This is a genomic window from Microbacterium sp. H6, assembly GCF_003314775.1.
GTDB lineage: Bacteria > Actinomycetota > Actinomycetes > Actinomycetales > Microbacteriaceae > Microbacterium > Microbacterium oxydans.
Genome location: NZ_QOAY01000112.1, coordinates 23,097 through 29,688, shown reverse-complemented (window position 1 = coordinate 29,688; position 6,592 = coordinate 23,097). Strand labels below are relative to the sequence as shown.

The window sequence follows — 6,592 nt, the reverse complement described above, 5'->3', positions numbered from 1 at the left end:
CAGTGCCGGCGTCGAGACGGTCTGGGCTGAAGACGCCACCGGCGGTGGTGACTTCCAGCTCTCGACCCGCGAGAGTCACACGGATCTTGCGCAGATTCTCGGGGCTTGCCGGGGCCGCAGTGAAGTAGTGATCTGACCCCATACGGTGAGCGTACCGGACACCGCGGGCTAAGGTTAAGGCTCGCAACAAAACCCAGAGACAAGGAACGGATGACGGAGACCACAACCCCCTCCACCGACGATCAGACGGTCGATCGTGTGCTCGCGAACGCGGAGAAGCGCTCGGACGTCCGAGTGTTCGGCGCCGCTCAGGCGCTGCAGGACGAATCGACCGCATCACACGGGAGCGCAGACGGCGCGCAGTGGGATCTGGAGGACCGTCATGCGCTTCGACGCGTCGGAGGTCTGTCGACGGAGCTCGAGGACGTCACCGAGGTCGAGTACCGGCAGCTGCGGCTGGAGAACGTCGTCCTCGTGGGCGTCTACCCCCAGGGAGCCCAGGAAGACGCGGAGAACTCGCTCCGAGAGCTCGCCGCCCTCGCCGAGACGGCCGGCGCCGTGGTGCTCGACGGTGTGCTGCAGCGTCGCCCGCACCCTGATGCCGCAACCTATCTCGGTCGGGGCAAGGCGCAGGAGCTCAAGGACATCGTCGCCGCGGTCGGAGCCGACACGGTCATCGCCGATACCGAACTCGCGCCCAGCCAGCGGCGTGCGCTCGAAGACGTCGTGAAGGTCAAGGTGATCGACCGCACGACGGTGATCCTCGACATCTTCAGTCAGCACGCGAAGAGCCGTGAGGGCAAGGCTCAGGTCGAGCTCGCTCAGCTCGAGTACCTGCTCCCACGCCTGCGTGGGTGGGGCGACTCGATGAGCCGTCAGGCCGGTGGCCAGGTGGGCGCGGGTGGTGCAGGTATGGGCTCGCGCGGTCCTGGTGAGACGAAGATCGAGCTGGATCGTCGACGCATCCGCACCAAGATGGCGCTGCTCAGACGACAGATCCGCGACTTCGGTCCCGCCAGGGATGCCAAGCGCGCCGAGCGCAAGCGCAATACCATTCCGTCCGTCGCCATCGCCGGATACACGAACGCCGGCAAGTCCAGTCTGCTCAACGCCCTCACGAGCGCGGGTGTCCTGGTCGAGAACGCGCTGTTCGCGACGCTGGACGCCACCGTCCGCCGGACGGAGACGGAAGACGGCCGCGTCTACACGCTGACCGATACGGTCGGGTTCGTCCGCAATCTCCCCCATCAGCTCGTCGAAGCGTTCCGCTCGACTCTGGAAGAGGTGGGTGAGGCCGACGTCGTGCTCCACGTGGTCGACGGGTCGCACCCCGATCCTGCGGGGCAGCTGCAGACGGTGCGTGACGTCCTCGGCGACGTGGGCGTCAGAGACCTGCCGGAGATCGTCGTCTTCAACAAGGCCGACCTGATCACGGAGGATGAGCGTCTCGTCCTCCGTGGCCTGCAACCTCACGCTCACTTCGTGTCGTCGAGGTCGGGCGAGGGGATCGCAGCGTTGCGGGCAGCGGTCGAAGCGGCGTTGCCGAAGCCCGCGGTCGAGGTGGAAGCGGTGATTCCGTACGATCGTGGCGACCTCGTCGCATCGATCCACGAGTCGGGCATGCTGCTCTCCGTGGAGCACCGCGAGGACGGCACGGCTGTGCATGCGCGCGTCTCGGAGCGCTTGGCTGCGGAGCTCGCGCCCTTCGTCGCACAGATCTGATCGGTCAGCGGGCGAGGAATCTGGCCTCGACGGTGGCGGAGATCACGATCTCCTCCGGCTCATACTCCATGGCGGGTGCAGAGTCGGCGGCGAATGCCGCGGCTCCTCGGGCCTTGAGCATCGGGGCGCCGGGCGCGGGCTGCCCCCTGGAGATGAGACCGACGTCAGCGATCTCCAGCGGGGTGACCTCATCCAGACCGAGCGCCCCGGCGTAGGCCTCGGCGCGGGTGACAGCCACGCCGACTGCCGATGCGGCGACGTCACGTTCCACCTGCGTGCGCGTCTCCGGGGTCAGGTGCCAGTCCACCCAGCCGATCTCGACGCCGTCCCAGGCTGACACGTCGGAGACCCAGAGGGAGAGCTCCGAGGCCTCGGCGAACGTCGCCGTGAAGTCGATGCTCGCGTAGTACACGGGATCGAGTCTTGTGCCCTCGCTGCTCCAGGGGCGTTCGGCCCGAACGGAGATGCGCTTGCTCGACCAGTCGACCACGGTGCCGGCATCCGATCGATCGCTGATGCTGCGGCGCACCGGGTCTGCGAGCCGTAGTGCGCTCTCGACGACGTCGGTTCGTTCGGAGCCGTCGGTGCGAACGCTCACGTTGACGGTGGCGCGCTCGGGCGCCACTCGCGCCTCGTGCTCGCCGCGGACGGTGACGGTGACTTCGCTGCTCATGGGGCGACTCTACGCCAGCCCTCAGTGCGACAGGGGAATGGTGCAGCGGCGGAGAACGTTGTAGTCTGAGATGCTCGGGCGGTCGCCGCCCGAGATGGTAATTCCACAGTGTGACAGCGGCTCCTTCGAGAGAAGGACCACGGGGCTGATCGGTTTCGACAGCGCCTGTGAATCCACGAGAAGCGGGCCGAGGATGCAGAGTTATCTCGTAAACGCTCTCTGCAAAAAAATAGTTGCCGAAACCAAGCGCAACGACTTCGCCCTCGCTGCATAAGCGAGCCCGATAGTCCGTCAGGCCGTATGCGATTCCGATACGGATCCTGGCGTCATCTAGGAATCTTGCTGCGTGATGGCGTCTGGACGTCACGTGGGACTCTTCCCAGGCTGGGCTCGTCGACTTAGGTGTCTGTGACAAAGGTCGGAGCCGAGCAAAACGTCTTCACAGACTGCGCCCGGAGAAGGCGTGGAGACTCAGCGTTGGACGGGGGTTCGATTCCCCCCAGCTCCACAAGGTCGCTGTCACAGGAATGAGGCCCGCCTCCCCTTGGAAACAAGGGGAGGCGGGCCTCTTCGCGTCTATATTGAGGTCTGTGGACACCACTGCTTCTGCGCGCCCGGCCGGCCTTTCCGAAACCGAGGTCGCGGAGCGGGTGGCTGCGGGCAAGACGAACGCGTTCGTCGCGGACACCAGTCGCAGCGCGTGGAGCATCGTGCGCGCGAACGTCTTCACCCTCTTCAACGGCATCGTGTTCGCCTGCTTCTTCGTGCTGTTCCTGGTCGGAAGGTGGCAGGACGCTCTCTTCGGTCTCGCGGCCTTCGCGAACGCGATCATCGGATGCATCCAGGAGTTCCGCGCGAAGTCGGCTCTGGATCGGCTCGCCCTGATGAACGCTCCGCGCGCACTGGTGCTGCGCGACGGCGACGAGCGGGAGATCGCACCGGGAGAGGTGGTGCTCGACGACGTGCTCGTACTCAGAGCGGGCGAGCAGGTCCCGGCTGACGCGCGGGTCCTCACCTCGCGCGGCCTGCAGATCGACGAGTCGATGCTCACCGGCGAATCGGACCCCGTGGAGAAGCAGCCCGGCGATGATGCGCTGTCCGGCGCCGTGGTCGTCGCCGGGGAGGGGACGGCCATCGCCACGCGGGTGGGCGCTGACTCGTATGCGAATCACTTCGCCGGAGAGGCCAAGAGATTCTCCCTGGTCTCCAGCGAGCTTCGCACGTCGGTCAACCGGGTCTTGAAATGGGTGAGTTGGATCATCGGCCCTGTCGGCCTGCTGGTACTGAACGCCCAGATCCTCGTCCTCGGTGGGTATTCAAGGGTGTTCTCGACCGATGCCTGGGTGCAGGCCGTCGTCAACACGATCGCCTCCCTGACGGCGATGATCCCGCTCGGCCTCGTGCTCATGACGAGCATCGCCTTCGCTGTCGGCGCGTCGAGACTGGCTCGCAGGCAGGTGCTCGTGAACGAGCTGCCGGCGGTGGAGGGTCTCGCGCGCGTCGATGTCGTCTGCCTCGACAAGACGGGCACGCTCACCGTGGGGGAGATCGGCTTCGACGCGGTGCATTCTCTCGACGATGCCGCGACGGAGCTGACCGACGACGCGGCGGCTGCCTTGGCCTGGTATGCGGCGGCTCCCGACGCCAACGCGACAGCGCGGTCGATGCGAGCGGCCTATCCGGTCGCGTCACCGCTCTCGGTCTCGGGATACATTCCGTTCTCGTCCGCGCGGAAGTGGAGCGCCGTGTCGTTCGACGGCGTCTCCGGCACATGGGTGATGGGTGCGCCGGAGATGGTGTTCGGCGACGAGGCCACGTCACCGCGCACGGAGCTCGGGCGCACGGTGACCGGCCTCGCGGAGACAGGGCGGCGCACGCTGGTGCTCGGGCACGCGGACTCTGGGCTCTCGTCGGCCGACATCGACTCCGAGCAGCTCCCCGGCGGACTCCGGCCCGCCATGGTGCTCACCTTCCGGGAACAGGTTCGCCCCGATGCCGCACAGACCCTCGAGTACTTCGGACGCCAACAGGTCGGCATCCGCATCATCTCGGGCGACAATCCCCGCACCGTCGCCGCCATCGCCCGCGAAGTCGGTCTCGACGTGGCCGACGGGTTCGACGCCAGGGAGCTGCCCGACGACGACGCGGAGCTCGCCGATGTGCTCGACCGGCATACGGTCTTCGGCCGCGTCACACCGGAACAGAAGAAGCGGATGGTCGTCGCGCTGCAGAGCCATGGACACACCGTTGCGATGACCGGCGACGGCGTCAACGACGCTCTCGCGATCAAAGCCGCCGACATCGGAATCGCGATGAACTCGGGGTCAGCTGCCACGAAGGCCGTGGCGAGACTGGTGCTGCTCGACGGGCAGTTCTCGCACCTGCCGGATGTCGTCGCCGAAGGACGTCAGGTCATCGCGAACATCGAGCGCGTGTCGATGCTTTTCCTGAACAAGACCGTCTACGCGACGCTGCTCGCGATCATCTTCGGAGTGTTCGTCCTCGAGTTCCCATTCCTGCCGCGCCAGCTCTCCATCACCGATGGCCTCACGATCGGCATTCCCGCGTTCTTCCTCGCGCTCATGCCGAACGCTGCCCGCTACCAGCCGGGCTTCCTCCGCCGTTCGCTGAGCTTCGCGATACCCTCAGGCGTCGTCGTCGCGCTGGGACTGACCTGGTACACGTTCGTCGCCCGCGGGCTCGGGGCGCACGAGGAGCAGTTGCGCACCGGAGCCACTGTGATCCTGGCCGTCGTCGGCATCTGGGTGCTGGCCGTTCTCTCCCGTCCGCTCAACCGCTTCAAGGTGGCTGTCGTGGGTGCGATGTTCGTCCTGCTCGTCGCGGTCTTCACGATCCCGCTCGCCCGCCAGTTCTTCGTGCTCGTCGATCCCGGCGCGGAGCTCGCGGTCGCGCTCACCGGGATCACGATCGCGATGGTGTTGGCGATCGAGGTGGTCCGGTTGCTGCATCGTCGTCTCGTGCTGTCCCCGGCGTCGAACCCCACCCACGGTGCGGCGACGCATGCACCCACGCCGTCCGATCCCGTTCCTTCCGGCGTCGCGACCGTGATCACGACGGTGGTCGCCGTCCTCGCCTACGGCTCCGGGTTACTGGCGACGGCCCTCGGCATCCTCGTGTTCCTGGGGCGCTACGACCCGGATGCGAGCACCTCCGCCTTCTCGCTCACCGGAGCCGCGATTGCGCTGTTCGGCTTGCTCATCCTGGCCGTCGCCGCCGGCGTCCGCCGAGGAAGCGGACTCTCCCGCCTGATGCTCACGATCTTCCTCGGCCTCGCCGTCGCACTCAGCACCGTGGTACTCGTGGGGGGAGACCGCTGGGACTGGGGTGCCGCGCTCACTGCAGTGGTCGCTACCGGCATCATCGTGCTCCTGTGGACGCCGCCCGTCTCGCGGACGTTCGGCCGTGTTCTCGAGAGCTCGATGGGGTCGCCGGGTCGCTGAAGCGTCTTCAGCGCGGCCATTCGATGAGGATGAGTCCCTGCCGAGTGTCGGCGAGCCGAACCCAACCGTCCCCGAACAGGTACGTCATCCCGTAGCCGTCTTCGTCGGTACCCATCGCGTATTGCGCATCCTCTGTGAAGTAGACGCCGTCAGGGCCGTCTTCTCGCTTCCACCCCTCGGCGAGCAGAGCGGCCTGCGCCGTCGCGGCGTCCGCACCGTCGATCGCCGACCAGCCGTAGAGCTGTCCGTGATCCGAACCGACGGAGTAGTCAGCCCAGAAGCAGAGCAGTCCTTCGGTCAGCTCGACGCCGCCGGCGACGAACTCCTTCGTCTCGGCGGTCCAACCGGCATCAGCGAGCGCGGTGACGGTGCCATCGGAGATCATCGACTCGCACGTGAGTTCTTCCTCGGCGTCCGGCGATGTCGGCGAGGAGGGCGGGGCGGGGGACTGTGACGGGCGCGTGTCGCCGGCGTCGGGCGTCGAGGAGGGGCCTGGCTCGGGGGCCGCGCACGCGGAGAGCGCTGCGACGAGCAGCAGGACGCCCGCGGCGGCGGACATGATGCGGGGATTCATCGCGAGGCCTCGTCGTTCCGGTCGGGCTGCAGCAGGCCGATCAGCTCTGCGTCAAGCTCAGGAACTCCTCGTGCAGAGTCCCGTTGGTTGCGAGTGTCGAGCGCGCGCTGATCGTCTCCGCGCCGTCGATCGCCGTCATCCGGCCGCCGGCCTCTCGGACGA

4 protein-coding genes, 1 other RNA gene and 2 pseudogenes are annotated in these 6,592 nt (G+C 67.1%); 3 read left to right on the top strand and 4 right to left on the bottom strand.

What is annotated here, in order from left to right; translation table 11 throughout:
• Window positions 1-142, bottom strand: a pseudogene (locus DSP71_RS23335) (16S rRNA methyltransferase); the annotation flags it as partial.
• A 68-nt stretch (window positions 143-210) separates the two neighbouring features.
• Here DSP71_RS23335 and hflX point away from each other — a divergent pair.
• Window positions 211-1,722 (top strand): GTPase HflX, encoded by a 1,512-nt coding sequence (hflX, locus tag DSP71_RS07655; RefSeq protein ID WP_058630543.1) that lies wholly within the window; start codon window positions 211-213, stop codon window positions 1,720-1,722.
• 4 nt (window positions 1,723-1,726) lie between these two features.
• On the opposite strand, the gene DSP71_RS07650 is transcribed toward hflX, so the two are convergent.
• Window positions 1,727-2,395, bottom strand: coding sequence for an SIMPL domain-containing protein (locus DSP71_RS07650; protein ID WP_058630544.1), 669 nt, complete (start codon window positions 2,393-2,395; stop codon window positions 1,727-1,729).
• Window positions 2,396-2,536: 141 nt separating this feature from the next.
• On the opposite strand from DSP71_RS07650, the gene ssrA reads away from it, so the two are divergent.
• Both ssrA and DSP71_RS07640 read left to right on the top strand, forming a co-directional pair.
• Window positions 2,537-2,906, top strand: a transfer-messenger RNA (tmRNA) gene (ssrA, locus tag DSP71_RS07645).
• 79 nt (window positions 2,907-2,985) lie between these two features.
• Complete coding sequence (locus DSP71_RS07640; protein ID WP_258546321.1) at window positions 2,986-5,856, top strand: HAD-IC family P-type ATPase; 2,871 nt, start codon at window positions 2,986-2,988, stop codon at window positions 5,854-5,856.
• 7 nt (window positions 5,857-5,863) lie between these two features.
• Here DSP71_RS07640 and DSP71_RS07635 read toward each other — a convergent pair whose 3' ends face one another.
• Window positions 5,864-6,430 (bottom strand): hypothetical protein, encoded by a 567-nt coding sequence (locus DSP71_RS07635; RefSeq protein ID WP_113680782.1) that lies wholly within the window; start codon window positions 6,428-6,430, stop codon window positions 5,864-5,866.
• A 40-nt stretch (window positions 6,431-6,470) separates the two neighbouring features.
• A pseudogene (locus DSP71_RS23330) lies at window positions 6,471-6,592 on the bottom strand (histidinol phosphatase); the annotation flags it as partial.